23 protein-coding genes are annotated in these 25130 nt (G+C 61.0%); 15 read left to right on the plus strand and 8 right to left on the minus strand.

Annotation, left to right across the window (positions count from 1 at the left end; genetic code table 11):
* Nucleotides 1-211 precede the first annotated feature (211 nt).
* The 3 genes from AC1RKH_RS26815 to AC1RKH_RS26825 all read left to right on the plus strand — a co-directional run bounded on the left by AC1RKH_RS26815 (nucleotide 212) and on the right by AC1RKH_RS26825 (nucleotide 2432).
* Nucleotides 212-415: a co-regulatory protein PtrA N-terminal domain-containing protein gene (locus tag AC1RKH_RS26815; protein ID WP_493064408.1), complete on the plus strand. Its 204-nt coding sequence runs from the start codon at nucleotides 212-214 to the stop codon at nucleotides 413-415.
* A 188-nt stretch (nucleotides 416-603) separates the two neighbouring features.
* Nucleotides 604-1191 (plus strand): undecaprenyl-diphosphatase, encoded by a 588-nt coding sequence (locus AC1RKH_RS26820; protein WP_493064407.1) that lies wholly within the window; start codon nucleotides 604-606, stop codon nucleotides 1189-1191.
* 59 nt (nucleotides 1192-1250) lie between these two features.
* Nucleotides 1251-2432: an MFS transporter gene (locus tag AC1RKH_RS26825; protein WP_493064406.1), complete on the plus strand. Its 1182-nt coding sequence runs from the start codon at nucleotides 1251-1253 to the stop codon at nucleotides 2430-2432.
* Here the strand turns inward: AC1RKH_RS26825 and cadR are convergent.
* Entirely contained in the window at nucleotides 2429-2878 is a 450-nt protein-coding gene (gene cadR, locus AC1RKH_RS26830; protein ID WP_493064405.1) for a Cd(II)/Pb(II)-responsive transcriptional regulator, read from the minus strand. The genes AC1RKH_RS26825 and cadR overlap by 4 nt on opposite strands.
* A gap of 84 nt (nucleotides 2879-2962) precedes the next feature.
* Here cadR and AC1RKH_RS26835 point away from each other — a divergent pair, with 84 nt between their 5' ends.
* The 7 genes from AC1RKH_RS26835 (at nucleotide 2963) to AC1RKH_RS26865 (ending at nucleotide 12042) form a co-directional block, all read left to right on the plus strand.
* Nucleotides 2963-5227 carry a heavy metal translocating P-type ATPase gene (locus AC1RKH_RS26835; RefSeq protein ID WP_493064404.1) on the plus strand — a complete coding sequence of 755 codons (2265 nt, stop codon included), beginning with the start codon at nucleotides 2963-2965 and terminating at the stop codon, nucleotides 5225-5227.
* A gap of 16 nt (nucleotides 5228-5243) precedes the next feature.
* Nucleotides 5244-6107 carry a LysR family transcriptional regulator gene (locus AC1RKH_RS26840; RefSeq protein WP_493064403.1) on the plus strand — a complete coding sequence of 288 codons (864 nt, stop codon included), beginning with the start codon at nucleotides 5244-5246 and terminating at the stop codon, nucleotides 6105-6107.
* Between the two features lie 223 nt (nucleotides 6108-6330).
* Complete coding sequence (locus AC1RKH_RS26845) at nucleotides 6331-7407, plus strand: putative 2-aminoethylphosphonate ABC transporter ATP-binding protein (protein WP_123426314.1); 1077 nt, start codon at nucleotides 6331-6333, stop codon at nucleotides 7405-7407.
* Nucleotides 7407-9131, plus strand: coding sequence for a putative 2-aminoethylphosphonate ABC transporter permease subunit (locus AC1RKH_RS26850; protein ID WP_493064402.1), 1725 nt, complete (start codon nucleotides 7407-7409; stop codon nucleotides 9129-9131). The genes AC1RKH_RS26845 and AC1RKH_RS26850 overlap by 1 nt, the downstream gene beginning before the upstream one ends.
* Nucleotides 9132-9184: 53 nt before the next feature.
* A complete protein-coding gene (locus AC1RKH_RS26855; protein WP_493064401.1) occupies nucleotides 9185-10210 on the plus strand; it encodes a putative 2-aminoethylphosphonate ABC transporter substrate-binding protein in 1026 nt (341 codons plus the stop codon).
* A 141-nt stretch (nucleotides 10211-10351) separates the two neighbouring features.
* Nucleotides 10352-11485, plus strand: coding sequence for a TIGR03364 family FAD-dependent oxidoreductase (locus tag AC1RKH_RS26860; protein ID WP_493064400.1), 1134 nt, complete (start codon nucleotides 10352-10354; stop codon nucleotides 11483-11485).
* A complete protein-coding gene (locus AC1RKH_RS26865) occupies nucleotides 11485-12042 on the plus strand; it encodes a phosphonate degradation HD-domain oxygenase (protein WP_493064399.1) in 558 nt (185 codons plus the stop codon). Before AC1RKH_RS26860 ends, AC1RKH_RS26865 begins: the two co-directional genes overlap by 1 nt.
* A 140-nt stretch (nucleotides 12043-12182) precedes the next feature.
* Here the strand turns inward: AC1RKH_RS26865 and AC1RKH_RS26870 are convergent, their stop codons facing one another.
* Nucleotides 12183-13568, minus strand: a complete 1386-nt coding sequence (locus AC1RKH_RS26870) for a GTPase/DUF3482 domain-containing protein (RefSeq protein WP_493064398.1) — start codon at nucleotides 13566-13568, stop codon at nucleotides 12183-12185.
* The gene (locus AC1RKH_RS26875) at nucleotides 13561-14940 is read right to left on the minus strand and encodes a DUF2868 domain-containing protein (RefSeq protein ID WP_493064397.1); all 1380 of its coding nucleotides are present in this window, start codon (nucleotides 14938-14940) and stop codon (nucleotides 13561-13563) included. The genes AC1RKH_RS26870 and AC1RKH_RS26875 overlap by 8 nt, the downstream gene beginning before the upstream one ends.
* An 85-nt stretch (nucleotides 14941-15025) precedes the next feature.
* Between AC1RKH_RS26875 and AC1RKH_RS26880 the strand changes: the two genes are divergently transcribed.
* Nucleotides 15026-15538 carry a dihydrofolate reductase gene (locus AC1RKH_RS26880; protein WP_493064396.1) on the plus strand — a complete coding sequence of 171 codons (513 nt, stop codon included), beginning with the start codon at nucleotides 15026-15028 and terminating at the stop codon, nucleotides 15536-15538.
* A gap of 114 nt (nucleotides 15539-15652) precedes the next feature.
* Here AC1RKH_RS26880 and AC1RKH_RS26885 read toward each other — a convergent pair whose 3' ends face one another.
* The gene (locus tag AC1RKH_RS26885; RefSeq protein ID WP_123426324.1) at nucleotides 15653-17044 is read right to left on the minus strand and encodes an L-cystine transporter; all 1392 of its coding nucleotides are present in this window, start codon (nucleotides 17042-17044) and stop codon (nucleotides 15653-15655) included.
* 240 nt (nucleotides 17045-17284) lie between these two features.
* Between AC1RKH_RS26885 and AC1RKH_RS26890 the strand changes: the two genes are divergently transcribed.
* The gene (locus AC1RKH_RS26890; RefSeq protein WP_493064395.1) at nucleotides 17285-18340 is read left to right on the plus strand and encodes an HAD family hydrolase; all 1056 of its coding nucleotides are present in this window, start codon (nucleotides 17285-17287) and stop codon (nucleotides 18338-18340) included.
* Nucleotides 18341-18479: 139 nt separating this feature from the next.
* Here AC1RKH_RS26890 and ilvD read toward each other — a convergent pair whose 3' ends face one another.
* Together ilvD and AC1RKH_RS26900 are read right to left on the minus strand one after the other, a co-directional pair.
* On the minus strand, nucleotides 18480-20321 hold the full coding sequence (ilvD, locus tag AC1RKH_RS26895; protein WP_123426405.1) for a dihydroxy-acid dehydratase: 1842 nt from the start codon (nucleotides 20319-20321) through the stop codon (nucleotides 18480-18482).
* Nucleotides 20322-20650: 329 nt separating this feature from the next.
* Nucleotides 20651-21847 (minus strand): class I SAM-dependent rRNA methyltransferase, encoded by a 1197-nt coding sequence (locus AC1RKH_RS26900; protein ID WP_493064394.1) that lies wholly within the window; start codon nucleotides 21845-21847, stop codon nucleotides 20651-20653.
* A 201-nt stretch (nucleotides 21848-22048) separates the two neighbouring features.
* Between AC1RKH_RS26900 and AC1RKH_RS26905 the strand changes: the two genes are divergently transcribed.
* The 3 genes from AC1RKH_RS26905 to AC1RKH_RS26915 are packed head-to-tail and all read left to right on the plus strand — an operon-like array spanning nucleotide 22049 to nucleotide 24083.
* On the plus strand, nucleotides 22049-22864 hold the full coding sequence (locus AC1RKH_RS26905; protein WP_185015412.1) for an HDOD domain-containing protein: 816 nt from the start codon (nucleotides 22049-22051) through the stop codon (nucleotides 22862-22864).
* A gap of 31 nt (nucleotides 22865-22895) precedes the next feature.
* Nucleotides 22896-23708, plus strand: a complete 813-nt coding sequence (gene mutM, locus AC1RKH_RS26910; RefSeq protein ID WP_123426408.1) for a bifunctional DNA-formamidopyrimidine glycosylase/DNA-(apurinic or apyrimidinic site) lyase — start codon at nucleotides 22896-22898, stop codon at nucleotides 23706-23708.
* Between the two features lie 54 nt (nucleotides 23709-23762).
* The gene (locus AC1RKH_RS26915; RefSeq protein WP_493064393.1) at nucleotides 23763-24083 is read left to right on the plus strand and encodes a multidrug transporter; all 321 of its coding nucleotides are present in this window, start codon (nucleotides 23763-23765) and stop codon (nucleotides 24081-24083) included.
* Between the two features lie 149 nt (nucleotides 24084-24232).
* Here the strand turns inward: AC1RKH_RS26915 and AC1RKH_RS26920 are convergent, their stop codons facing one another.
* Together AC1RKH_RS26920 and coaD are read right to left on the minus strand one after the other, a co-directional pair.
* A complete protein-coding gene (locus tag AC1RKH_RS26920; RefSeq protein ID WP_008150569.1) occupies nucleotides 24233-24484 on the minus strand; it encodes a YfhL family 4Fe-4S dicluster ferredoxin in 252 nt (83 codons plus the stop codon).
* A 142-nt stretch (nucleotides 24485-24626) separates the two neighbouring features.
* Nucleotides 24627-25106: a pantetheine-phosphate adenylyltransferase gene (coaD, locus tag AC1RKH_RS26925; protein WP_123426410.1), complete on the minus strand. Its 480-nt coding sequence runs from the start codon at nucleotides 25104-25106 to the stop codon at nucleotides 24627-24629.
* Nucleotides 25107-25130 lie beyond the last annotated feature (24 nt).

The following is a 25130-nucleotide window of genomic DNA, read 5'->3' on the forward strand; positions in this document are numbered from 1 at the left end:
ACGCATTTGCATGTGTGCACCGACGAGATTAAATCCTCTCGTTTGATTCCGGTGCAACATACAAGGAGCTGCCGCAGCCTGCGGCAGCTCCTACGTCTACATGTCAGAAAATTCATCTCCAGGGGAAAGGGTCGATAAATAGCGCCCTATAGGATGAGCTCCAGTCAGCCAATACACGGTCTGGCTGAACCCAACTACTGGAGAGTTCCCGATGAAATTCCTGAAAGCTTTTGTGATCGTTTCCCTGATGTGTGCTTCTGTGGCCGCGATGGCCGAAGGCGGCGGCGACAAGGTCCAGGCTCGAATGGACGCCGCACGCGATGTGGCGATGGTTCACTATCAGCAGTCTGAGCATGCGCAGGCCGTAGCGAGCAGTCAGAAAGCGCAGTCCGACACTGTCGAACGCTCGAATTGACGGCGTGCTTCACCCAGTCGCTGACGTGCCGTGTGGCAGCAGGACTTGGGGTAACACAGGCGTCAAACGCCTGAAGCCCGGATAGCGGAGTGCTCCGACTGTCCGGGCGATTGCAACTACTATGATGTGTACCGCTCACCGCGTTATCGCGGCGCGGGGTTTTCTGATGATCTGAATGGCGTCTATTTGTGGAAGAACTCAATCGCAGCCTGTTTATGGCGATCAATGCCAGCGTGGATGCCTCGGCGCCAATGCGCTCTTTGGCAATGTTTCTGGCGCAGTGGCTGATCTTCTGCGTACCGCTTCTGCTGATCGGCTTGTGGCTGCGCGGGACACGCCAGCAGCGGGCGGCGGCGGTCACTGCGACGCTGAGTATCGTTTTCGCGCTGGGCTGCAATTTGCTGATCAGCAGCCTTTGGTTCCACCCGCGGCCGTTCATGCTGGGGCTGGGGCAAAACTTTCTGGCGCATGCCGCTGAGTCATCGTTCCCCAGCGACCACGCTACAGTGATGTTCACGCTGGCCTTTGCATTAATGCTGGCAGCGCTGCGCAAGCTGGGTCTGCTGGTTCTGCTGCTGGGGGCGTTGGTTGGTTGGGCGCGTGTCTACCTGGGCGTGCACTTTCCATTCGATATTGCCGGGTCGTTGCTGGTGTCGCTGGCCAGCGCTTGGCTGGTGCGGGAAGTGTTGGGCTTCAAACAATTTGGCGAGCATCTGCTCGACGTTCTTGAGCGTCTGTACCAGCGAGTATTTCCAACACTCAGCCATAGGGTCTAGGGCTCGGGTATCTGTTTCATAGCCGCCGATGAGGCCTTGGAGCACGACAGGATGAACAGGTGAATCAGGCCAGATCGGTACCTCTGCGTATTCCGCGGACTATTTGGGCCTTGGGCTTTGTCAGCCTGTTCATGGATGTTTCGTCTGAGCTTGTGCACAGCCTTCTGCCGGTGTTTCTGGTCACGACCCTGGGCGCGAGCGCGCTGACTGTCGGCATCATCGAGGGCATCGCCGAAGCGACGGCGATGCTGGTCAAAGTCTTCTCGGGTGCGATCAGCGACTTTATCGGCCGGCGCAAAGGCCTGCTGTTACTCGGATACGGTTTGGCTGCGTTGTCCAAACCGCTATTCCCGCTGGCTCACTCGGTGGAGGTGGTGTTCACTGCGCGTTTTCTCGATCGTATCGGCAAAGGCATTCGCGGCGCGCCGCGCGATGCCTTGGTGGCGGACGTAGCGCCGCTGGAAATTCGCGGTGCGTGTTTCGGCTTGCGCCAATCGATGGACACCGTCGGTGCTCTTGTCGGTCCTGCGCTGGCCATCGTGCTGATGCTTTGGCTCACGGATATCCAGCAGGTGTTGTGGTTCGCCGTCATCCCGGCGGTCATCGCGGTAGCGCTGATTGTCACCGGGGTAAAAGAGCCTGAGCACGCGGCTGGCAAGCACACCTTTCGATCACCCATTCATTGGCGAGTCCTTCACGACTTTTCGTCCGGGTATTGGTGGGTGGTCGTCGTTGGAGGGGTGTTTACGCTGGCGCGTTTCAGCGAGGCGTTCCTGGTGTTGCGGGCGCAGCAGACAGGTCTGTCAGCCACGTGGGTGCCGCTGGTGATGGTGGTCATGTCGGGGTTCTATGCGTTGTCCGCGTACCCGGCCGGTTGGCTGTCTGACCGCATCAGCCGCACCAAACTGCTCTGTCTCGGTATGGGGCTGCTGGTGCTGGCGGACCTGGTGCTCGCTCAATCCCACTCGATCCTGACGATGATGCTGGGCGTGGCCTTGTGGGGGCTGCACATGGGTTTCAGCCAAGGCATCCTCGCCACACTGGTCGCCGATACGGCTCCCCAGGAACTGAAAGGTACAGCGTTCGGCATTTTCAATCTGATCAGCGGCGTCTGTCTGTTGATCGCCAGTGTTCTCGCCGGCTGGCTGTGGCAAACCGTCGGCGCACAAAGCACCTTCATCACTGGAGCGGTGCTGGCCGCTATGGCCATGCTTTTGCTGCTGCTACGCCAGGCCGATTAATGCCCGTGGCTTCTGCCGACATGCGAATGCCCGGTTTCACTCGCCGCCACGCCACCGCTGACTTCCAGCTGCTGCAGAATCCCGCACTGTTCGATATCCGGCCGTTCGCTGCAGCTTTGGCGCAGTTCCAGCAGTTGTATCTGCAAGGCCAGTAAACCGTCGATTCGCGCCTTGACGTGGTGGATGTGCTCGTCGATCAGTGCGTTGACGCTTTCGCATTGGTCCTGCGGGCTGTCACGCAGGCTGAGCAGGCTGCGGATTTCTTCGAGGGTCATGTCGAGGGTGCGGCAGTTGCGGATGAAGGTCAGGCGTTCGGTGTGGGCCTGGGTGTACAAGCGGTAATTGCCTTCGCTGCGGGCCGGTTCCGGTAACAGGCCTTCGCGCTCGTAATAACGGATGGTTTCGACCTGGCAGTCGGTCAGTTTCGCCAGTTCACCGATCTTCATTGCGTCAGTCTCCAAAAGGTTGCTTGACCCTATAGTGGCTACAGGGTCTTTACTTGGCAACAGGCACTTTTTGGACGCGACCTTATGAGCGACTCCCAGCACACCCACAAACCCCACGCGGATCACGATCACAGCCACGGGCCGAAGCTTCAGCCGGTTCAGAAACACGATCACGCCAGTCACGGTTCTTGCTGTTCCAGTGCGGCGGCGCCTTCGTTGATCAAACTCAGCGAAACGCCGACCGATGGCGCGCGCTTGAGCCGTTTTCGCATCGACGCCATGGACTGCCCGACCGAGCAGACGCTGATCCAGAACAAACTCGGCAAGCTTACGGGTGTGCAGCAACTGGAATTCAACCTGATCAACCGCGTGCTGGGCGTGACTCACGACCTGCCAAGCACTGCGCCGATCATCGACGCCATCAAGTCGATTGGCATGTTGGCCGAACCCATTGAGCAGGGCGCGGATGCGCAAGCCAGCCCGGCACCGGTGAAAAAGCCCTGGTGGCCGTTGGCGGTGTCGGGTATCGGTGCTTTGGCTGCCGAGGTGCTTCACTTCACCAACGCCGCGCCGACCTGGGTGGTGGCGATTGTTGCGCTGATTTCGATCCTCTGCGGCGGTTTGGGCACCTATAAAAAGGGCTGGATCGCCCTGAAGAACCTCAACCTGAACATCAACGCGCTGATGAGCATCGCGGTGACCGGTGCGGTGCTGATCGGCCAATGGCCGGAAGCGGCGATGGTGATGTTCCTGTTCACCGTGGCCGAGCTGATCGAAGCCAAATCCCTGGACCGCGCGCGCAATGCGATCAGCGGGCTGATGCAGATGACCCCGGAAAAGGTCACCGTGCAGCAGGATGATGGTAGTTGGATCGAGCGTGAAGCTAAAAGCATCGATCTCGGCGCGCGGGTGCGGGTTCGTCCCGGCGAGCGCATTGGTCTGGACGGCGAAGTGCTGTCCGGCAGCTCGACCATCGACCAGGCGCCGATCACCGGTGAAAGCCTGCCCGTCGAGAAAACCGTCGGCGACAAAGTCTTCGCCGGGACCATCAACCAGGCCGGTTCGCTGGAGTTCAAAGTCACTGCCGCCGCCAACAACTCGACCCTGGCGCGGATCATTCATGCCGTGGAAGCAGCACAGGGCGCACGGGCACCGACCCAACGCTTCGTTGACCGCTTCTCGAAAATCTACACGCCGGTGGTGTTCATCCTTGCCTTGGCCGTGGCGCTCATCCCGCCGCTGTTCATGGGCGCGGCCTGGTTCGACTGGATCTACCGCGCACTGGTGTTGCTGGTGGTCGCGTGCCCCTGCGCGCTGGTGATTTCCACCCCGGTAACCATTGTCAGCGGTCTGGCGGCGGCGGCGCGCAAAGGCATCCTGATCAAGGGCGGCGTGTACCTGGAGGGTGGTCACAAACTCGATTACCTGGCGCTGGACAAGACCGGCACGATCACTCACGGCAAACCGGTGCAGACCGATTACCTGTCTCTGGACCCAACGGTCGAAAGCACCGCAGAGGTTCTGGCCGCCAGCCTCGCCGGGCGTTCCGATCACCCGGTATCGCTGGCCATCGCCAAAGCGGTTGTGGATAAACAGCTGACGCTGCTCGCTGTGGATAACTTCGAAGCGCTGACCGGCCGTGGCGTGCGCGGTGAAATCAACGGCCAGGTTTACCACTTGGGTAACCACCGTTTGGTGGAAGAGCTGGGCCTGTGCTCGCCAGCCCTGGAAGAGAAACTGTTTGCCCTCGAAGAGCAGGGCAAGACCGTGGTATTGCTGCTCGACAGCTCTGGCCCGCTGGCGCTGTTTGCAGTAGCCGACACAGTGAAGGAATCCAGCCGCGAAGCGATCCAGCAGTTGCATGAACTGGGCATCAAAACCTTGATGCTGACCGGCGACAACCCGCACACCGCTCGGGCGATTGCCGCCCAAGTGGGCATCGATCAGGCGCAAGGCGACCTGCTGCCGACCGACAAGCTCAAGGCTATCGAAGGTCTGTACGCCCAAGGGCACCGGGTCGGCATGGTCGGCGACGGCATCAACGATGCCCCGGCGCTGGCCCGTGCGCAGATCGGTTTTGCCATGGCTGCCGCTGGCACCGATACCGCGATTGAAACCGCCGATGTCGCCCTGATGGACGATGATCTGCGCAAGATCCCGGCGTTTATCCGCTTGTCGCGGCAGACCTCGAATATCCTCACGCAAAATATTGCCTTGGCATTGGTCATCAAGGCGATCTTTCTTGGGGTAACCTTCGTGGGTCTCGCCACCATGTGGATGGCGGTCTTTGCCGACATGGGCGTGGCCCTGCTGGTGGTGTTCAACGGTCTGCGCCTGTTGCGCAAATAATCGATGTGAGGGTGATGTGCTGAGTGCCGAGCTGAAGGCTTTTTACAGGGTCGCGCGTTTGGGGAGCATTACCCTCGCGGCGAAAAAGCTCGGCCTGAGCCAACCTACGGTGACCACCCAGATTCGTCATCTGGAAAGCCAGTATTCGGTTGAACTGTTCTATCGCGGGGGTCGTCGGTTAACGCTCAGTGAGGACGGCGCGCGGTTGCTGCCAATGGTCAAAACCCTGTTGCAGCAGGAAGCCGATATCGAGTTTTTCCTGCGCAACAGCGGTCAGGTTCAAGGCGCGCTGCGCATCGCCGCCACCGCGCCGTATTACATCCTCGACCTGGTGAAAACCTTCCGCGAACGGCTTCCGCAGGTGGACGTCTCGGTGGAAATCGGCAACTCCCAACAGGTGCTCGAATCCCTTGAGGAATATCGGGTCGACATCGCCGCTTCATCACAACTGCTTGAAGACCCACGGTTGATCCGTCGGGTGCTGGGCAGCGATCCGCTGGTGCTGGCGGTGCACCGTAACCATCCGCTGGCGGTGCATGATCATATTCCGCTGAGTGCCTTGGTTGGGCACACCTTGTTGATGCGCGAAACCGGCTCGACCACCCGTCGTCTGACCGAAGAACTGCTGGCGAGCGCCGGAGTGAGCTTCGGCCCGTTGCTGGAGATCGGCAGCCGCGAGTCGATCCGTGAAGCGGTGCTGCGCAACATCGGCATCAGCATCATCGCCCGCCAGGAAGTGCCCCATGACCCGCAACTGCGGGTGCTGACCCTCGAAAACGCCCCGCAGATCCCCGAATACCTGTACTGCCTCAAAGAACGCAAAGGCGCACGCCTGCCGGCGGCGTTTCTTGGCCTGGCGCAGGAAATGGCTCCGGTCTAGAGACCTTTATCGCCAGTGAGGGCCTCATCGCGAGCAAGCTCGCTCCCACAGGTGACCGCGTACCCCTGTGGGAGCGAGCTTGCTCGCGATGGCGTCAGCCCATGCAACACATGACTTGAACCCAAATTCCCGAATACCACTATCGGCCGTTTTTGCCTCGCTGCCACATGACGGACGCATTACAAACCTAGGATGGCCTTCATCTGCTTGATGAGGCCCGTCCATGAACCACCCGAATGCAATTGCCCAGGTCTTCCCCGGTGCGCCGATGAAGGTGCGCGGTATCGAGAAACGCTTCGGCGCCTTCACTGCGCTGGATAACGTTTCGCTGGACGTCGAGGCCGGTGAGCTGGTGTGTCTGCTCGGGCCTTCCGGTTGCGGCAAGACCACCTTGCTGCGCTGCATCGCTGGTCTGGAGCGTCAGGATCGCGGCGAGTTGTACCTGGGTAGTCGGGATGTTTCCCTGCTGGCACCGCAGGCTCGGGACTACGGCATTCTGTTCCAGTCCTACGCGCTGTTCCCCAATCTCACCGTCGAAGCCAACATTGCCTACGGCCTGGCCGGCAGCGGCCGCGAGGAAGTGCGCAAGCGCGTGGCGCAAATGCTTGAACTGGTGGGCCTGATCGGCAGTGAAAAGAAATACCCCGGCCAATTGTCCGGCGGTCAGCAACAGCGCGTGGCACTGGCCCGGGCCTTGGCGCCGGCACCGTCACTGTTGCTGCTGGACGAACCAATGTCGGCCCTCGACGCGCGGGTTCGTGAGCATCTGTGCACCGAGTTGCGCCAATTGCAGCGCAACCTCGGCATTACCACCTTGATGGTCACCCACAATCAGGACGAGGCCATGCTGATGGCCGACCGCATTGCCGTGATGAACAACGGCAAGGTCGAGCAGTACGCCACGCCCCAGGAAATCTACAACCGCCCGGCCACACCGTTTGTTGCCGAGTTCGTCGGGCAGGGCAACTGGTTGCCGTTCCAGCGCAACAGCGACAGCCACGCGCAGGTCGGCGGAATGAATGTGCGGTTGGCCGACAACTCCGGCAAAGCCGCTTCAGGTCGACTGTTCTGTCGCCCGGAAGCGATCAGCATCAACCCGCCGGTGCATGAAGAAAACTTGTTCCCGGCCAAGGTTCGCGAAATCACCTTTCTCGGCAATCGCTGTCGGATGAGCTTTGAACTCAACCAACTGCCGGGCCATGCGCTACTCGCCGAACTGGCGCCTGAAGCCATGCCGCGATTGGGCGCTCAGGACATCATGGTCGCCTTGCCGCCGCGCAGCTTGCAGGTGTTTGCCTGATGAGCGAGCAGATCGCCCTGCCGATACCGCACAAGCAGGTTCGGCAGGCTTCCCGCGCCGAAATCGGCGACCGGCTGTTCGTGGTCGGCGGCAAGGTGTTGCTGTTGTGCCTGCTCAGCGTCGCGGTATTGATGCCGCTGCTGGCGATCTTCTGGCGCGGCTTCAGCAGCGACGCCGGGCAGGGCGGTGGATTAGTTGCCGCCCGAGAACTGCTGACCAGTGAGAATTTTCACTGGCTGCTGGGCAATAGTCTGAAAGTCTCCCTCAGTGTGGCGGCCATCGTCGTTCCGCTGGCCTACCTGTTTGCCTACGCGCTGCAACGCACACTGATTCCCGGCAAGGCGATCTGGCGCGGCATGTCGCTGTTGCCATTGATGGCACCGTCGATGCTGCCGGGTATCGCATTGGTCTACCTGTTCGGTAACCAGGGCATGTTGCGCGGGCTGCTGTCGGACAACATTTACGGCTTCTGGGGCATTGTCCTCGGCGAAGTGATTTATACCTTTCCCCACGCCTTGATGATCCTGCTCTCGGCGTTGTCCCTGGCGGATGCGCGTTTGTTCGATGCGGCGTCGAGCATGGGCGCCAGTCCGGCCAAGGCCTTTCGCAGCATCACCTGGCCGGCGACCCGGCAAGCGGTGTTCGCCGCGTTCTGCCTGGTGTTCACCCTGACCATTACCGATTTCGGTGTGCCGGTGGTGGTCGGTGGCGACTATCAAGTACTGGCGCTGGAAGCCTACAAAGCGGTGGTCGGCCAGCAGCAATTCGGTCGCGGTGCGCTGATCGGCATGGTGCTGCTGCTGCCGGCACTGTTCAGCTTCGGCGTTGACGCCTGGTTGCGCCGTCGGCATGGCGACTCCATGAGCGGTCGGGCACAAGTCTTTCAACCGGCGCCGTCGCGGCTGCGGGATGGCTGCTACCTGAGCATCGTCCTGTTGATCTGCGCCGCGCTGCTGCTGGTGTTCGGTATGGCGGTGTACTCGTCGCTGGTGAAGTTCTGGCCATACAACCTGTCGCTGTCGCTCAATCACTACCAGTTTGGCGACACCGCCGGTGGCGGCTGGCTGGCCTACGGCAACAGCGTGAAGATGGCCTTGTGCACCGCGTTGATCGGCAGCGGCTTGATCTTCACCGGCGCCTATCTGATGGAGAAAACCCGTGGTCAGCGCGGCTTGAATCTGGCGCTGCGAATGCTCAGCTTCGTGCCGATGGCGGTGCCGGGTTTGGTGCTGGGCCTGGGCTACGTGTTCTTTTTCAACCTGAACGGCAACCCGCTGCATGTGCTCTACGGGACGATGACCCTGCTGGTGATCTGCACCATTGCTCATTATTTGACCACTGCGCAAATGACCGCCACCACCGCGCTGCGTCAGCTCGACGCCGAGTTCGAAGCCGCCGCGCTGTCGCTCAAGGCGCCGCTGTACCGCCACTACCTGCGCGTCACCGTGCCGATCTGCCTGCCGGCGCTGCTGGACATCGTGCGCTACCTGTTCGTCTCGGCGATGACCACGGTGTCGGCGGCGATCTTCCTCTACAGCCCCGACACCATCCTCGCGGCGGTGGCAGTGCTGAACATGGACGACGCCGGCAACGTCGGCGGCGCGGCGGCCATGTCGACTCTGATTCTGTTCACTTCGGCGGGCGTTTCCCTGCTCCTGGCCTGGGCGTCGCGCGGCCTGCTGCGCCGCTCCCAGGCCTGGCGGCAAACAGCGCCCGGCAACTGATTTCCACTCCCGCAAACCTGAACTCAACTGCCGGTAAACAAAAGGAAAAAGACATGTTCAAGCCAATGGCCCTAGCCGCTGCTGTCCTCACCGCTTTCAGCCTGAACGCCTTCGCGGCGAAAACCGAGTTGACGGTCTACACCGCCCTCGAAGCCGAGCAACTGAAGTCCTACAAAGAGGCTTTCGAAAAGGCCAACCCGGACGTCGAGATCAAATGGGTGCGCGATTCCACCGGGATTATCACCGCCAAACTGCTGGCCGAAAAAGCCCGCCCGCAGGCTGACGCGGTCTGGGGCCTGGCCGCGTCCAGCCTGGCGATCCTCGATCAGCAAGGCATGCTGCAAAGCTACGCACCGAAGGACCTCGGCAAGATCGGCAGCAACTACCGCGACGCCGCCAACCCACCAGCCTGGGTTGGCATGGACGTCTGGGCGGCGACCATTTGCTTCAACACCGTCGAAGCCGAGAAACAGGGCCTGACCAAACCGGTGAGCTGGCAGGACCTGACCAAGCCTGAATACAAAGGCAAGATCGTCATGCCGAACCCGGCCTCGTCCGGTACCGGTTTCCTCGACGTCAGCGCCTGGCTGCAAACCTTCGGCGAGAAGCAGGGCTGGCAGTACATGGACGCGCTGCACCAGAACATCGGCCAGTACGTTCACTCCGGTTCCAAGCCGTGCAAGCTGGCGGCTGCCGGCGAATTCCCGATCGGTATCTCTTTCGAATACCCGGCGGTGCAGTTGAAGCGCCAAGGCGCGCCGCTGGACATCGTTCTGCCGAAAGAAGGTCTGGGCTGGGAAATCGAAGCCACCGCGGTGATCAAGGGCACGCCGCATGAAGACGCGGCGAAGAAACTCGCCGATTTCTCCGCAAGCCCGGCGGCGATGGAGCTGTACAAGGAAAACTTCGCGGTACTCGCCCAGCCAGGCATCGCCAAGCCACAGACCGAACTGCCGGCCGACTACGAACAACGCCTGATCAAGAACGACTTCGCTTGGGCCTCGAAAAACCGCGACGAGATCCTCAGCGAATGGCGTAAGCGCTATGACGGCAAGTCCGAGAAGGTGGTTGCCAAGTAAGATCTTCATCGGCTGACAGGGCCTCATCGTCGGATCGCCGCCCGGACCAAGCTCGCTCCCACAGGGGATTTGCGTTGATCACAGATCCAATGTGGGAGCGAGCTTGCTCGCGATAGCGGTTCTGAATTCAGGACAAACGTCATGACACACCACAGCGACATGCTGATCGTCGGTGCCGGCATTCTCGGCCTGTCCCACGCTTATGCCGCAGCCAGGCGCGGGCTCAAGGTCAAGGTCTTCGAACGCAGCGCCACACCCCTGGGCGCCTCGGTGCGTAACTTTGGCCAAGCGCTGGTCACTGGCCAGCCGCCGGGACAAATGCTTGAACTGGCCAAGGCCAGCCGCGAAATCTGGGGCCAGTGGGCGCAACGGGCGGGTTTGCAGCTCAAGCGCAACGGCTCGTATTTGTTTGCTCGCACCGAAGCTGAAGAGCAACTGCTGGAAGCCTTCTGTGCCGGCCGCGCTATCGAACACGGTTACCGCGTCGAGCTGTTGCGCGGCGCCGCATTGGGCGATGTGTACGGTGGCCAGTTCCGGCATCATCGCGCAGCATTGCACGGCCTGGATGACCAGCAACTGTATTCGCGTGAAGCAATTCCAGCGTTGATCGACTACCTGCGTCGCGACCTCGGCGTGGAGTTTCACTTCTCCACTCTGGTACGCGATATCGAACCCGGTCGCGTGCACAGCACCGCCGGCAGTTTCACGGGGGAGCAGATCATCGTCTGTTCCGGCCACGATTATCAGACCCTGCTGGCCGAGCCGATTGCCGCGCTCAAGCCGCAGATCTGCCGCCTGCAAATGCTCCGCGCCCGGCCGCAGATCAACCTCAATCTGCAACACGCGTTGCTCACCGGTTTGAGCTGTGTGCACTACGGCGCATTCGCTGATCTTCCGGAGGCGGCTGCGGTGCAGGCGCAAATTCTGCGTGAGGCGCCCCATCTGCATGAACACGGTATTCACCTGCTGATCAGCCCGACGCCGCATGGCGAACTGATCATTGGTGATTCCCACGACTACGGCAGCGACCCGTCACCGTTCAACGCGGAACAGGTCGATACCTGGCTGCTCGAACTGGCCGAGCAGACTCTGGGTTGCAAGGTGCAAGTGGTCGAGCGTTGGCAGGGCGTCTATGGCGCTCGCGGAGCAGTGCCGTTTTCGTTCTTGCAGGCCGCACCGGGCGTGCATGCCGCGTTGATGCACACGGGCGTCGGCATGAGCGTCGGGCCGGCGATGGCTGAGCGCAACATCAGGACCTTGTTGGGAGAACACTGATGGGCCGTAACGAACAGGCGATTGCCGAAGTGTTCGGCTGGTATGAGCGCTTCGGTGACAGCGACTACATTGGCGAACCGGTGTCGCAGATCGAGCACATGTCCCAGGCCGCCGAACTGGCCATGGCCGAAGGCTTCGACGATGAAGTGGTGCTGGCCGCGTTCTTCCACGACATCGGGCATCTCTGCGCCGCGAACGCCGAGAGCATGGGCGGCTTTGGCGTGGCCAGCCATGAACGCCTCGGCGCCGATTACCTGCGTCGCCTGGGTTTTGGCGAACGCATGGCGCGGCTGGTGGAATATCACGTTCAGGCCAAGCGTTACCTGACGTTCAAAGAGGCGGGCTATTACCAACGCTTGAGTGAGGCCAGTCGGCGCACGCTGGAATATCAGGGCGGGGTGATGACGGCTGCCGAGGCTGAGGCGTTTGAGCAGGATCCGTTGTGTGCGATTAGCCTGCGGATGCGTCAGTGGGATGAACAGGCGAAGGAGGTGTGGGTGCCGGTGATTGATCTTGAGATATTGAAAGAGAAGGCTGGGCGATTATTGGCGGCGTAGAGCCGTGGAACCGAGTGGCTGCCATCGCGAGCAGGCTCGCTCCCACACTGGACTTCCTGCGAACACATAATTTGTGAGCACCAGAGATTAAATGTGGGAGCGAGCCTGCTCGCGATGGGGCCAGTACAGACACTCGAGATTCAAGCCTCGATCACCTTCTGCGCCAACACCTCAATCTGCTCCTGCCGCTCCGCCTGACTCAACCTGGCATGAGGATTGAGCGAAGACCACTGCGGATGTGCGCGGGCTTTGGTCAACGCCTCCGGCAGTTTCCCTTCGCGCCAGCTCTTGTCCTGCGGCGTAGCGACCTGAATGCTGTCCATCGCTGCGTGCCCGCGCAGGTTCATGGCCTGTACCAGTTGCCGCTGACGCAACGCCAACAAACGCAGCACACTGTCGTCGACCGTCAGCTCGCGCTGGCCTTTGATCTTGCCCAGCAAGCGGCTGCCGTAACTGCGCGCCGTTTGCAGCGCGCCGCCGGCAATCGCCCCGGCCAGTGCTGCCACGCCGAGGGTCAGGCCGCCTACCAGCAAGTCCACGCCGGCACCAGCCGCGGCGCCAGCAGCGATTCCGCTGCCGACCCGCACGCCCAATTGCTTGAGGGTTTCGGGGTTGAACAAGTCATCGCCCCAGCGGCCATCCAGCAGCGGCAAGTCGCTGGCTGCGGCATCCTGTAGACGGAAGGCGTACAGCTTGAGCAGCGCTTCGACGCAGCGTTGTTCGCGTTGGCGAACGGCTTTGCGCAGTTCGCTGATGGCCTGCTGTTCCTGTGCGGCATCACTGACCACGCTGCGTCGACAGGCGGCGCAATCGATCAGCAATTCGGCGATCAAACGTGCCGCGCTTTGCTGGCGCGCTTCGCGCTGGGCCTGTTGGTCGACGATCAATCGCTCAAGCTGACCGCGCGCGCTTTCGATCAACAGCGCGAGACTTTCATAGAGCCGCCGTTCGCCATCTTCGGGCGGCGCCACGCTGTCAAAACGCACCAGCGCATGCAGGCCCAAACGGGCCAGGGCCTCGCGCCAATCCGGCTCGCGGTGGTTGGCGCTGCTGACGAAGTTCAGCACCGGCAGCAGCGGTTTGCCGCAACTGGCCAGCACTTCGAGTTCATCACGGTACTTGGCCAGCACCGGCTCACGGGCGTCGATCACGTACAGGCCAGCGTCGGAGGCCAACAGTTGACGCAGCACCTTGGTTTCCTGTTCGAAACGCTGGCGCGCCTCGCTGCCGTCGAGGAAACGCGCCAGCCGCGCCGGGCCGTCGAGGCGTTCGCCGGGGCGTTCCAGACGTTCCAGATAATCGAGCAGGGCAATCGCGTCTTCCAGCCCCGGCGTGTCGTAGAGCTCAAGCAAGGCTTCGCCATCCACCGACAGCCGGGCGCCCTCGACATGCCGAGTGGTGCTCGGGCGATGGGAGACTTCGCCGAAACCGACGTCGCGGGTCAGGGTGCGCAGCAATGAGGTTTTGCCGACATTGGTATGGCCGACCACGGCGAGTTTCAGTGGCCGTTTTTCAGCATCAGTCATGGCCCGACTCCAGCCAGTTCATCGGCGCGCAGTCAGCGAACGGCAACTCCAACTGTCGCAGAGCGGCGTGCCAGTCGCCGAGGCGTTCAGCGTCGAGTGCCTGACCGGGCGGCGCTTGCAGCAGCCAGATGCGTGTCGCGCTGGCGCTGCGGGCGAGTTCGGCGATCAGCGCCAGGCTGCCACGATCCGGCGAGCGCCGAGGGTCACAGGCAATGGCCAGACGTTGCGGTGGGAAACGGGTCAGCTGTTCCAGCAATTTTTGTCGGGACTCACGGCTGTCGAGGATGCCAGCGTCTTTGACGTTTTTCGGTAGTTGCGGCGGCCATGAGCGCTGGTCGTCCAGTTCGATAGCCACCAGCAATGCGCCGTCGCTGTCCAGGGAGTTGGCGCCGCCTTCGACCTGATGCAGGCGCTCGGGCGCGGCATCGTTGACGCCGAGGCGTTCGCTGCTCGGCATCAGCCGTTCGCGCAACTGTGCGTAGCCAGGCAGGTTAAGGTCCAGACGCAACGTAGTACGACCGCTTTTCCAGTGCCACAGGCAGAACAGCGCGAGCAGCAAACGCGGCAATACGCCGTACACCAGCAATACCCCTACCAGCCAGGCGGCCCAGGCTTGCCGGGCGCTTTCGATGTTCAGCGCGGTGTCACCGCTGGCGCGGATCATCTCCACGGTCGGCACGCTGAAGCCGAGCAATGCGGGCAGGGCGCCGAGGGTCTGGGTCATGACCACGAACGTGTCGCCGCTGAGAATCGTGGTTTCCCAGACGAAGCCGTAGCGCCGGGTTGCCATCAGCGTCAGCAGAATCGCCAGAGCGGTGAGCATCGCCAGCAGCCACAAGCCATTGACCAGCAAGCCGAGCACCCAGCGATTGAGCTTCTGCCGTTGCAGCAACAGCAGCAGGGCCGGCGCCAGTTGTGCGGCCTTGGCGTCGCGGGCGAGTTTTTCGCTGAGCCACAACCACAAACGCCCAAGGGTGGCGCCGTAATCGCCAGCGAATATCAGGCCCGAGGCCCAGCTCAATAGCAGAATCAGGTTCAGCCCGAGCAGGCTGCCGAGGGCCCAGAACACGTTGACCGCTGTCTGGCCGTCGCTCAACGCAGCGAACGCCATACCGGCACCGCTGATGATCGCCAGTACGGCCAGAACGATCAGCGCCAGTCGCGCACCTTGCAGCCAATGGCGCAAGGCGACGGTCAAGCCGTCGCGTTCGGCCAACCACAGGGCGCGGGCCTCGATTCGGGTCGGCAGATCGCCGCCAGCGCTGCGGGCCAGCCGGTTGGCTTCCTGGTCTTCCAGTGGACCTGCGTGTTCCTCGCGCAGGCGGATGGTTTCAGTCAGCCAGAGCTTTGTCAGTGGTGTCAGTTCAGTCACGCGGCATCCCGTCGCTCAAATGAACGCTGAGCATAACCGCTGTGGCGCTTATCGGGGTAAGCGCGGCTCTGGTATCCTCGCCGACATGAAAAAAACTCTCCCCCTCAGCCTGATCGCAGCCCTCGGTGAAAACCGCGTGATCGGCGTCGACAACAGCATGCCCTGGCACTTGCCGGGGGATTTCAAATACTTCAAGGCCACCACGCTGGGCAAGCCGATCATCATGGGTCGCAAGACCTGGGATTCGCTCGGTCGTCCGCTGCCCGGCCGGTTGAATATCGTGGTCAGCCGTCAGACCGACCTGCAACTTGAAGGCGCGGAAGTCTATCCGTCGCTGGAAGCGGCGGTGGTTCGGGCGCAGGAATGGGCGCTGGAGCAGGGTGTCGATGAGTTGATGCTGATTGGCGGCGCGCAGTTGTATGCGCAAGGCCTGGCACAGGCCGATCGGCTGTACCTGACCCGCGTGGCGCTGAGCCCTGAGGGTGACGCGTGGTTTCCGGAGTTTGATCTGGAACAGTGGAAGCTGGTATCGGATGTTCCGAATCCGGCTGAGGACGACAAGCCGGCGTACAGCTTCGAGGTGTGGGAAAAAGCTTAAGAGCATCGCGAGCAAGCTCGCTCCCACAGGGATTTTTGGTGTTCACACACTATGTGTTTCACCTTGTCCACTGTGGGAGCGAGCTTGCTCGCGATGGCGGTCTACAGGCATTGATTACGCCTGAGCCAACTCCTCATGCTCATCCGCATCCAGCAGCTCTTTGTCGGTCTGCTGCATGATCTGGCTGGTGATCGCGCCAGCAGTCATCGAGCCACTGACGTTCAATGCGGTGCGGCCCATGTCGATCAGCGGTTCAACCGAGATCAGCAGCGCCACCAGTGACACCGGCAAGCCCATGGCCGGCAGCACGATCAGCGCGGCGAAGGTTGCGCCACCCCCGACACCGGCAACCCCTGCCGAACTCAAGGTCACAATCGCCACCAGCGTCGCGATCCACAGCGGGTCCAGCGGGTTGATGCCCACGGTCGGCGCCACCATCACCGCCAACATCGCAGGGTAAAGACCGGCACAACCGTTCTGGCCGATGGTCGCGCCGAACGAGGCGGCGAAACTGGCGATCGATTGTGGAATGCCCAGGCGACGGGTTTGCGCTTCGATGCTCAGCGGAATGCTCGCGGCGCTAGAGCGGCTGGTGAAGGCGAAGGTCAACACCGGCCAGACTTTGCGGAAGAAACGCAACGGGTTGATCCCGGCCAGTGACACCAACAGGCCGTGAACCACGAACATCAGGCCCAGGCCGATGTAGGACACGACCACGAAACTGCCAAGTTTGATGATGTCTTGCAGGTTGGAACCGGCAACCACTTTGGTCATCAGCGCCAATACGCCGTATGGGGTCAGCTTCATCACCAGACGCACCAGACGCATCACCCAGGCTTGCAGGGTGTCGATGGCGTTGATCACTTTCTGACCTTTTTCGACGTCATCCTTGAGCAGTTGCAGCGCCGCGACCCCGAGGAATGCGGCGAAGATCACCACGCTGATGATCGAAGTCGGCTTGGCCCGGGCCAGATCGGCGAACGGGTTCTGCGGGATGAAGGACAACAGTAACTGCGGGACATTCAGGTCGGCGACCTTGCCTGCGTAGTCAGTCTGAATGGTTTGCAGGCGAGCCATTTCCTGGGTGCCGGCGACCAGACCTTCGGCGGTCAGGCCGAACAGGTTGGTCAGGCCAATGCCGATCAACGCTGCAATGGCGGTGGTGAACAGCAGGGTGCCGATGGTCAGGAAGCTGATCTTGCCCAGCGACGAAGCGTTGTGCAGACGGGCGACGGCGCTGAGGATCGAGGCGAACACCAGCGGAATCACGATCATTTGCAGCAACTGCACATAACCGTTGCCGACCAGATCGAACCAGCCGATCGAGGCCTTCAGCACCGGGCTGCCGGCACCGTAAACAGTGTGCAGGGCAACACCGAACACCACGCCCAGCACCAGTGCGACCAGGACTTTCTTGGCCAGGCTCCAGGTGGTGTGACGGGTTTGTGCCAGGCCGAACAGCAAGGCGAGGAATACCAGCAGATTGAGGATCAGCGGCAGATTCATTGAGACTCCAAAAAGACTTGTGCCAATCGCATTCCAGGGCGACTGCGAACCGGCAAGCCTAACAGCTTGATATCTAATGAATTAATATCAAAAACGCATGGCAACTGTCGTTTTTGGAATAAGGCTGTGACGCTGTCGCGAATGCCGGTGACGGATTCGGGACGCAAGCGGTCGTGCATAGACGAGGACTGTCACACTGATTTGTTAGCGTCGATGGCTTTCATTCAGGGAGAAATGCATATGAGGTTCACACCGAAACTGTTAGCCGTCGCAATGTGCCTGGGTCTTGCGGGTCAGGCGTTTGCCACCGAACTCAAGCACTGGCCCGAGGCTCAGGCCAAGCAGCTGGACGCGATGATTGCGGCCAATGCCAACAAGGGTAACTTCGCGGTGTTCGACATGGACAACACCAGCTACCGCTATGACCTCGAAGAATCGTTGTTGCCGTACCTGGAAAACAAGGGCCTGATCACCCGCGAGACCCTTGATCCGTCCCTGAAACTGATGCCGTTCAAGGACACCGCCGACCACAAGGAAAGCCTGTTCAGTTACTACTATCGCCTCTGCGAAGTCGATGACATGGTTTGCTACCCATGGGTCGCTCAGGTGTTCTCGGGGTTCACCCTCAAGGAACTCAAAGGCTACGTCGATGAGATGATGGCCTCCGGTAAGACGGTGCCGAGCACCTATTATGACGGCGATGTGGTGAAGAACATCGATGTCCAGCCGCCGAAGGTCTACACCGGCCAGGCCGAGCTGTACAACAAGCTGATGGAGAACGGCATCGAGGTCTACGTGATGACCGCTGCTTCCGAAGAGCTGGTGCGCATGGTCGCGGCTGATCCGAAGTACGGCTACAACGTTAAACCGCAAAACGTGATCGGCGTGAGCACGCTGCTCAAGGACCGCAAGACCGGCGAGCTGACCACCGCGCGCAAGCAGATCAGCGCCGGCAAGTATGACGAAAAGGCCAACCTGGGCCTTGAGCTGACCCCGTACTTGTGGACCCCGGCGACCTGGATGGCCGGCAAGCAAGCGGCGATCCTGACCTACATCGATGAGTGGAAAAAACCGGTGCTGGTGGGCGGCGACACTCCGTCCAGTGACGGCTACATGCTGTTCCACAGCGTCGACGTGGCCAAGGGCGGTGTGCACTTGTGGGTCAACCGCAAGGACAAATACATGACCCAACTCAACGGCATGATGGCCAAGCACGCCGCTGCCCAAGCCAAAGAAGGTCTGGAAGTGACGGCGGACAAGAACTGGGTGATCGTCAAGCCGGAAGATATCTTGTAGCAGCTGCCGCAGGCTGCGATCTTTTCCGGGACACCCCAAAGATCAAAAGATCGCAGGCTTCGCCAGCTCCTACGGGGGATTCTCAAGAATAAAAATGCCCCGCACTTGGCGGGGCATTTTTGTGTTCAACGGTTAAGCCTTACAGTCCGTCGAGCATCGCTTTGTTACGCACAGCGCCCTTGTCGGCGCTGGTCGCCAGCAAGGCGTAGGCTTTCAGTGCGGTGGTCACTTTACGTGGACGCACTTCAACCGGTTTCCAGCCTTTCTTGTCTTGTTCGACGCGGCGCGCAGCCAGTTCTTCGTCGCTGACCAACAGGTTGATCGAGCGATTTGGAATGTCGATCAACACCTTGTCGCCGTCCCGTACCAGGCCGATTGCACCGCCGGCAGCGGCTTCTGGCGAAGCGTGGCCGATGGACAAGCCCGAAGTGCCGCCGGAGAAGCGACCGTCGGTGAGTAAGGCGCAGGCTTTGCCCAGGCCTTTGGATTTCAGGTAGGACGTCGGGTAGAGCATTTCCTGCATGCCCGGGCCGCCTTTCGGACCTTCGTAGCGAATGATGACGATATCGCCTTCTTTCACTTCATCGGCAAGGATGCCGCGCACGGCGCTGTCCTGGCTTTCGAAGATTTTTGCGTTGCCTTCGAAGACGTGGATCGACTCGTCGACGCCCGCGGTTTTCACCACACAGCCGTCCAGGGCGATGTTGCCGTACAGCACGGCCAGACCGCCTTCTTGCGAGTAAGCGTGTTCGACACTGCGGATGCAGCCGTTTTCACGGTCGTCGTCGAGGGTTTCCCAACGGGTCGACTGACTGAACGCGGTCTGGGTCGGGATGCCTGCAGGACCGGCCTTGAAGAAGTGGTGAACCGCTTCGTCGTTGGTCTGGGTGATGTCCCACTTGGCAATACCTTCGGCCATGGTCTTGCTGTGCACGGTCGGCAGGTCGGTGTGCAACAGGCCGCCACGGGCGAGGGAGCCGAGGATGCTGAAGATCCCGCCAGCGCGATGCACGTCTTCCATGTGGTACTTCTGGATGTTCGGCGCGACTTTGCACAGTTGCGGAACGTGACGCGAAAGACGGTCGATGTCCTTCAGGTCGAAATCGATCTCGGCTTCCTGAGCGGCGGCCAGCAAGTGCAGGATGGTGTTGGTCGAGCCGCCCATGGCGATGTCCAGCGTCATGGCGTTTTCGAACGCCTTGAAGTTGGCGATGTTGCGCGGCAACACCGATTCATCGTTCTCGCCGTAGTAGCGTTTGCACAGCTCGACGATGGTGCGGCCGGCCTGCAGGAACAACTGCTCGCGGTCGCTGTGGGTGGCCAGGGTCGAACCGTTGCCCGGCAATGCCAAACCAAGGGCTTCGACCAGGCAGTTCATCGAGTTGGCGGTGAACATGCCGGAGCACGAACCGCAGGTCGGGCAGGCGCTGCGCTCGTACTCGGCGACTTTCTCGTCAGATGCGCTGGAGTCGGCGGCGATTACCATGGCGTCGACCAGGTCGAGGCCGTGGCTGGCGAGTTTGGTCTTGCCGGCTTCCATCGGGCCACCGGAGACGAAGATCACCGGGATGTTCAGGCGCAGGGAGGCCATCAGCATGCCGGGGGTGATCTTGTCGCAGTTGGAGATGCACACGATCGCGTCGGCGCAGTGGGCGTTGACCATGTACTCGACGGAGTCGGCGATGATCTCGCGGCTCGGCAGCGAATAAAGCATGCCGTCGTGGCCCATGGCGATGCCGTCATCGACCGCGATGGTGTTGAATTCCTTGGCGACGCCGCCAGCGCGTTCGATCTCGCGGGCGACCAGTTGGCCGAGGTCCTTGAGGTGGACGTGGCCCGGTACGAATTGGGTGAACGAGTTGGCAATGGCGATGATCGGCTTTTTGAAGTCGTCATCTTTCATCCCCGTGGCGCGCCACAGTGCGCGGGCGCCGGCCATGTTGCGGCCGTGGGTGGATGTTTTCGAGCGGTAATCAGGCATGGAGCACTCCGGGCGGCTAAGCAGGTATCGAAAGGGGAGTGAGCTTCTATTGACCTCGGGAACACTCAGAAATGGCCGTGTGTCCGAAAGTTGCCGATGACTTTGCGGGATCGCCGCGCGCCTCAGCCTGAGCTCATAAACCCGCCGGGGGATGACTGGCGATGAATCGTTCGATTCTACACCGCTGGCGTCAGGAAGGAATGCCGGGAAACGTTGAACCAGGGCTGGCGAGACGTGCGGGATGACAACTGGCAGCTTGCAGGCGGGCGCGGGGCCCTTTTGAGTCTGTTGTAGGAGCGAGCTGGCTCGCTCCTACAAGCAGGGAGCTATCAGCTGTTAGGCAACAACCGGCAAGTAATGCTCTTGATGTAGCGGGTTTCAGCGATAGCCGGGTGCACCGGGTGATCCGGACCCTGACCGCCACGTTCCAGCAGCTGGATGTTGCGGTCCAGATGGCGGGCGCTGGTCAGCAGGATGTTCTGCAGATCGTCTTCAGGCAGGTGCATCGAGCACGAAGCGCTGACCAGGATGCCGTCCTTGCTGAGCAGGCGCATGGCTTGCTCGTTCAGACGACGGTAGGCGCCTTCGCCGTTCTTCAGGTCTTTCTTGCGCTTGATGAAGGCTGGCGGATCAGCAACGATCACGTCGAAACGCTCTTCGCTGGCTTTCAGCTCTTTCAGGGCTTCGAACACGTCGCCTTCGATGCAGGTCATTTTGTCGGCGAAACCGTTGAGTGCGGCGTTGCGCTCGACACCGTCGAGGGCGAAGGCCGAAGCGTCGACGCAGAACACTTCACTGGCACCGAAAGCGGCAGCTTGCACGCCCCAGCCGCCGATGTAGCTGTACAGGTCGAGTACGCGTTTACCTTTGGCATAAGGTGCCAGGCGCGCGCGGTTCATGCGGTGGTCGTAGAACCAGCCGGTTTTCTGTCCCTGGATGACTGGCGCTTCGAACTTCACGCCGTTCTCTTCCAGGGCAACCCACTCCGGCACCAGGCCGAATACGGTTTCGACGTAGCGGTTGAGGCCTTCGGCGTCGCGTGCGGCGGAGTCATTCTTGAACAGAATGCCGCTTGGCTTGAGCACTTGGGTCAGCGCGGCGATCACGTCGTCTTTATGGGCTTCCATGGTCGCCGAAGCGATCTGCACCACCAGGATGTCGCCGAAACGGTCGACCACCAGGCCTGGCAGCAGGTCGGAGTCGCCGTAGACCAGGCGGTAGAACGGCTTGTCGAACAGACGATCGCGCAGGGACAGCGCAACATTGATGCGGTGCACCAGCAGCGACTTGTCGAGCGGCAACTTGATGTCACGCGACAGCAGGCGAGCGCAGATCAGGTTGTTCGGGCTCATGGCGACGATGCCCAGCGGTTTGCCGCCGGCAGCTTCGAGAATCGCTTGATCGCCAGCCTTGAAGCCGTGCAGTGGGGTGGCGGCTACATCGATTTCGTTGCTGTAGACCCACAGGTGGCCGTTTCGCAGGCGACGGTCGGCGTTGGCTTTGAGGCGCAGGCTTGGCAGGGACATGACGTCGCTCCAGGTGAAAAAAAGAGCGGGAGTATAGCGCTAGATGGGTATCCGCAGCGCGGTTGTTTATGGGCGTTGCGTCGGACGGATCGCCCATGCGGCGGATTTTTTCCGCTAGAATCGCCGACTGACCCAGAGTAAGTACTTATGTCCCAAGAGCTATCTTCCGAACAGATTCAACAGGCCCTGCAAGGCATCAGCGTGCCGCCTCAGCCGCAAATCATGGTGGATTTGCAGATGGAGCAGTACATGCCGGACCCGGACCTGGAAGTGATCGCGAAGTTGATCTCCCAGGACCCGGGCCTCTCTGGCGCCTTGTTGAAGATCGTCAACTCGCCGTATTACGGGCTGAGCAACAAGATCGCCTCGATCCAGCGCGCGGTGAACCTGCTGGGCAGTCGCTCGGTCATCAACCTGATCAACGCGCAGTCGATCAAAGGCGAGATGAATGACGACACCATCGTCGTCCTGAACCGATTCTGGGACACCGCCCAGGATGTGGCGATGACCAGCCTGAGTCTGGCCAAACGCATTGGCTCGCAAGCGGTGGATGAGGCTTATGCATTGGGCCTGTTCCACGATTGCGGCGTGCCGTTGATGCTCAAGCGCTTCCCCAACTATATGTCGGTGCTGGAAGAGGCCTACGCCAGTGCCAGCGCCGAATGCCGGGTGGTTGATACCGAGAACCGCGTACTCAATACCAACCACGCGGTGGTCGGTTACTACACCGCGAAATCCTGGCGCCTGCCGGAGCATGTGACCGACGCGATCGCCAATCACCACAATGCGTTGGCGATTTTCAGCGACGAGTCGTCGCGCAACAGCCAGTTGAAAAACCTGCTGGCGATCCTGAAGATGGCCGAACACATCTGCGCCTCGTATCGTGTACTGGGCAATCAGACCGAAGATCACGAGTGGAACAATGTCGGGCACCTGGTGCTCGATTATGTTGGCCTCTCGGACTACGACTTCGAGAACCTCAAACAGACGATTCGCGAGCTCGGCGCTCACCATTGAGTGTCGGACCCTTCCTTGATCCGAGTGCGCCATGCCTGAACTGCCAGAAGTCGAAACCACCCGTCGCGGTATTGCCCCGTTCCTTGAAGGCCAACGCGTCAGTCGCGTGATCGTGCGGGACCGGCGTCTGCGCTGGCCGATCCCCGAGGACCTCGATGTGCGCCTGTCCGGGCAGCGCATTGTGCTGGTGGAGCGACGTGCCAAGTATTTGCTGATCAACGCCGAAGTCGGCACCTTGATCAGCCATTTGGGCATGTCGGGGAATTTGCGTCTGGTGGAAGTCGGCTTGCCGGCGCTCAAGCACGAGCATGTGGACATCGAGCTTGAGTCTGGCCTGGCGCTGCGATACACCGATCCGCGACGTTTTGGCGCGATGCTCTGGAGCCTCGATCCGCTGAATCACGAACTGCTGGTTCGTCTGGGGCCGGAGCCGCTGACTGATCTGTTCGATGGCGAGCGGCTGTTCCAGCTGTCACGCGGGCGTTCGATGGCGGTCAAACCGTTCATCATGGACAACGCGGTGGTGGTGGGGGTTGGCAACATTTATGCGACCGAAGCGCTGTTTGCTGCCGGGATCGACCCGCGCCGTGAAGCCAAGGGGATTTCCCGGGCGCGCTATCTGAAGCTGGCGATCGAGATCAAACGCATTCTGGCCGCCGCTATCGAGCGCGGCGGCACCACGCTGCGCGATTTTATTGGCGGTGACGGCCAGCCGGGCTACTTCCAGCAAGAGCTGTTCGTGTACGGCCGTGGCGGTGAGCAGTGCAAGGTCTGTGGCACTGAGTTGCGGGAAGTTCGCCTTGGGCAGCGCGCGAGCGTCTTTTGCCCACGTTGTCAGAGCTGAGAATTCCCACGGTCTATAGTTAGTGGTCTGACTGCCTAGCCGAAGGACCGTGCCATGACGTTGACCCAAACTCTTGCTGCCGCGCTGCTCTTGAGCATCGGCTTATCTGCCCAGGCGTCTGAAGGCGGCAGCGGCGACCCCAGTTACAGCATCCACAACCCACCGGCATACGCGATGATCGGCGATTTGTTGATCGCCCGCCCTTTGCTGGTGGTGGCGACGGTGATCGGTGCCGGGGTGTTTGTCGTGTCCTTGCCGTTTACCGCGCTGGGCGGCGGGATAGGCGATGCGGGGCAGGCGTTGGTGGTCGATCCGGCGAAAGCGGCGTTCGTCCGTTGCCTGGGGTGTATCGGGGAGGGTTTCGAGCAGCAGTGAATTAGCTGGGTCAGCGGTGTGGCTGATGGCCCTATCGCGAGCAAGCTCGCTCCCACATTTGATCTTTGGTGTTCACAAATAGTGTGTTCACAGCAGATCTATGTGGGAGCGAACTTGCTCGCGATGGCGTCCTTATGGACACCGAATAATCAGGCCTTGCCGGTAAGCTTGCGGTACTTCTCCATCAACTGCTCTTCAGTCTCCGGGTGCGCTTCGTCCAGCGGAATGCAATCCACCGGGCAAACCTGCTGGCACTGAGGTTCGTCGTAGTGACCGACGCACTGGGTGCAGAGGTTCGGGTCGATCACATAGATCTCTTCGCCCTGGGAGATGGCGGCGTTCGGACACTCGGGTTCGCAGACGTCGCAGTTGATGCAATCGTCGGTGATGATCAGGGACATTGGGACTGACTCCTGCCGGGGTAGTCTGCCCAGGCATCTGAAAACTAATGCGCACAATTGTGCCGCATTGGCGCCCGCAGTGCACGCGGGAGCGATGGGCTGCAAAAGATCGTCCGAACGCGGCCCGAACCTTCGGCAGCTCCTACTTTTTGAAGCGCTGGGTCAGCGCATCGGCCACGACAGGGTGGACGAACTTGGTGATATCGCCGCCCAGGGCTGCAATTTCACGGACCAGCGTCGAAGAAATGAACGAATAGCGCTCGGACGGCGTAAGAAACAGGCTTTCCACGTCCGGGGCCAACTGGCGGTTCATATTGGCTAGCTGGAATTCGTATTCGAAATCCGACACCGCACGCAGGCCACGCAGGAACACATTGGCATTCTGCTCTTTGGCGAAATGCGCCAGCAACGTCGAAAAGCCGACGACTTCGACGTTCGGCAAATGTTTGGTGACCTCGCGGGCCAGCTCCACACGCTGTTCCAGGGGGAATAGCGGGTTTTTCTTCGGGCTGGCGGCGACGGCGATGATCACGTGATCGAACAGGCGCGAGGCGCGTTCGACCAGATCGCCATGGCCCTTGGTAATAGGGTCGAAGGTACCTGGGTACAACACTCGGTTCATCGCGTCGTCCTGGCGGGAGTCCGT

This window comes from Pseudomonas sp. GW822-FHT06B12 (genome assembly GCF_058799675.1).

Bases quoted from the DNA above. Each gene is read 5' to 3' on its own strand.
- AC1RKH_RS26815 (WP_493064408.1), top strand. From the start codon at position 212: ATGAAATTCCTGAAAGCTTTTGTGATCGTTTCCCTGATGTGTGCTTCT.
- cadR (WP_493064405.1), bottom strand. From the start codon at position 2,878: ATGAAGATCGGTGAACTGGCGAAACTGACCGACTGCCAGGTCGAAACC.
- AC1RKH_RS26835 (WP_493064404.1), top strand. From the start codon at position 2,963: ATGAGCGACTCCCAGCACACCCACAAACCCCACGCGGATCACGATCAC.
- AC1RKH_RS26845 (WP_123426314.1), top strand. From the start codon at position 6,331: ATGAACCACCCGAATGCAATTGCCCAGGTCTTCCCCGGTGCGCCGATG.
- AC1RKH_RS26850 (WP_493064402.1), top strand. From the start codon at position 7,407: ATGAGCGAGCAGATCGCCCTGCCGATACCGCACAAGCAGGTTCGGCAG.
- AC1RKH_RS26855 (WP_493064401.1), top strand. From the start codon at position 9,185: ATGTTCAAGCCAATGGCCCTAGCCGCTGCTGTCCTCACCGCTTTCAGC.
- AC1RKH_RS26860 (WP_493064400.1), top strand. From the start codon at position 10,352: ATGACACACCACAGCGACATGCTGATCGTCGGTGCCGGCATTCTCGGC.
- AC1RKH_RS26865 (WP_493064399.1), top strand. From the start codon at position 11,485: ATGGGCCGTAACGAACAGGCGATTGCCGAAGTGTTCGGCTGGTATGAG.
- AC1RKH_RS26870 (WP_493064398.1), bottom strand. From the start codon at position 13,568: ATGACTGATGCTGAAAAACGGCCACTGAAACTCGCCGTGGTCGGCCAT.
- AC1RKH_RS26880 (WP_493064396.1), top strand. From the start codon at position 15,026: ATGAAAAAAACTCTCCCCCTCAGCCTGATCGCAGCCCTCGGTGAAAAC.
- AC1RKH_RS26885 (WP_123426324.1), bottom strand. From the start codon at position 17,044: ATGAATCTGCCGCTGATCCTCAATCTGCTGGTATTCCTCGCCTTGCTG.
- AC1RKH_RS26890 (WP_493064395.1), top strand. From the start codon at position 17,285: ATGAGGTTCACACCGAAACTGTTAGCCGTCGCAATGTGCCTGGGTCTT.
- ilvD (WP_123426405.1), bottom strand. From the start codon at position 20,321: ATGCCTGATTACCGCTCGAAAACATCCACCCACGGCCGCAACATGGCC.
- AC1RKH_RS26900 (WP_493064394.1), bottom strand. From the start codon at position 21,847: ATGTCCCTGCCAAGCCTGCGCCTCAAAGCCAACGCCGACCGTCGCCTG.
- mutM (WP_123426408.1), top strand. From the start codon at position 22,896: ATGCCTGAACTGCCAGAAGTCGAAACCACCCGTCGCGGTATTGCCCCG.
- AC1RKH_RS26915 (WP_493064393.1), top strand. From the start codon at position 23,763: ATGACGTTGACCCAAACTCTTGCTGCCGCGCTGCTCTTGAGCATCGGC.
- AC1RKH_RS26920 (WP_008150569.1), bottom strand. From the start codon at position 24,484: ATGTCCCTGATCATCACCGACGATTGCATCAACTGCGACGTCTGCGAA.
- coaD (WP_123426410.1), bottom strand. From the start codon at position 25,106: ATGAACCGAGTGTTGTACCCAGGTACCTTCGACCCTATTACCAAGGGC.